General features: G+C 69.2%; 1 protein-coding gene. It reads left to right on the top strand.

Annotation, left to right across the window (positions count from 1 at the left end; genetic code table 11):
* The first annotated feature begins 51 nt into the window (after positions 1-51).
* Complete coding sequence (locus ACFYMM_RS44395) at positions 52-1455, top strand: IS30 family transposase (RefSeq protein ID WP_388398567.1); 1404 nt, start codon at positions 52-54, stop codon at positions 1453-1455.
* Positions 1456-1462 lie beyond the last annotated feature (7 nt).

Genomic DNA, 1462 nt, shown 5'->3' with positions numbered 1-1462 from the left:
GGCGGATTCAATCGGTGGTCGCAACACCTCCTGTGAACTGGAGGTTTGCGGATGGGTGTGGGGAATCGGCAGCGGGCGGCGCGGGAGTATCGCGGGCAGATGCCCTCGCCGGGTCGGCCGAGCGTCGCCTGGCGTGAGGACCGGGTCAGGTTCTGGCAGGCGATCGCGCGGGGGCTGAGCTCGGTGGACGCCGCGGCTGTGATCGGGGTGTCCCCGGCCGTGGGGTCGCGGTGGTTTCGTCATGCTGGCGGGGTGAATCCGTGCCTCGCCCCGACTGCGTCCGGCCGCTATCTGTCGTTCACCGAACGGGAGGAGATCGCTCTGCTGCGCGCCCGTGACCTCGGCGTCCGTGCGATCGCGCGGCGCCTGGGACGTTCGCCCTCCACGATCTCACGGGAGCTGCGGCGCAACGCCTCGACCCGGACCTATCACCTGGAGTACCGGGCCTCGCTGGCACAGTGGCACGCCGAGCGGCGCGCACAGAGGCCGAAGACGGCGAAGCTGGTGGCCAACGTGCGCCTGCACGAGTACGTGCAGGACCGGCTGGCCGGGACCGTCGTCCACGCCATGGACGGCCAGGTCGTCGAGGGACCTCAGGTGCCGCCGTGGCAGGGCAGGAACAAGCCGCGGCGGCAGGACCGACGCTGGGCGACGGCGTGGAGCCCGGAACAGATATCGCAGCGGCTCAAGGTGGACTTCCCCGAGGATGAATCCATGCGCATCTCTCCGGAAGCGATCTACCAGGCCCTGTATGTCCAAGGACGCGGGGCGCTCAAGCGCGAACTGGTCGCCTGCCTGCGCACCGGACGGTCACTGCGCGTCCCGCGGGAGCGCACCAGGCAGAGCGTCCGTGGCCACGTCACCGCCGACGTGCTGATCAGCGAGCGGCCCGCCGAGGCAGCCGACCGCGCCGTCCCGGGCCACTGGGAAGGTGATCTGATCATCGGGACCGGTCGGTCGGCGATAGGCACGCTGGTCGAGCGCACCACGCGGTTCACGATGCTGCTGCACCTGCCCCGGATGGAGGGCTTCGGCACCGAACCACGCACCAAGAACGGGCCCGCGCTGGCCGGCCGTGGCGCCGAGGCTGTGAAGGACGCGATCACCGCCACGATCACCACGCTGCCCGAGCAACTGCGCAGGTCGCTGACGTGGGATCGTGGGACGGAACTGGCCCAGCACGCCCAACTCCGCGTCGACGCCGGGCTCCAGGTCTATTTCGCGGATCCACACAGTCCCTGGCAGCGGGGCACGAACGAGAACACGAACGGTCTGCTGCGGCAGTATTTTCCGAAGGGCACGGACCTGTCGCGCTGGGGCTCCGACGAGCTCCAGGCCGTCGCTCTCACCCTCAACAACAGACCTCGCAAGACCCTCGGATGGAAGACACCCGCCGAAGCCCTCAACGAGCACCTACTATCTCTCCAGGTAGCCGGTGTTGCGACGACCGGTTGAACCCAAG

Source organism: Streptomyces sp. NPDC006739 (assembly GCF_042869815.1).
Taxonomy (GTDB): domain Bacteria; phylum Actinomycetota; class Actinomycetes; order Streptomycetales; family Streptomycetaceae; genus Streptomyces.
This window is presented reverse-complemented; position numbering and strand designations above follow the sequence as displayed.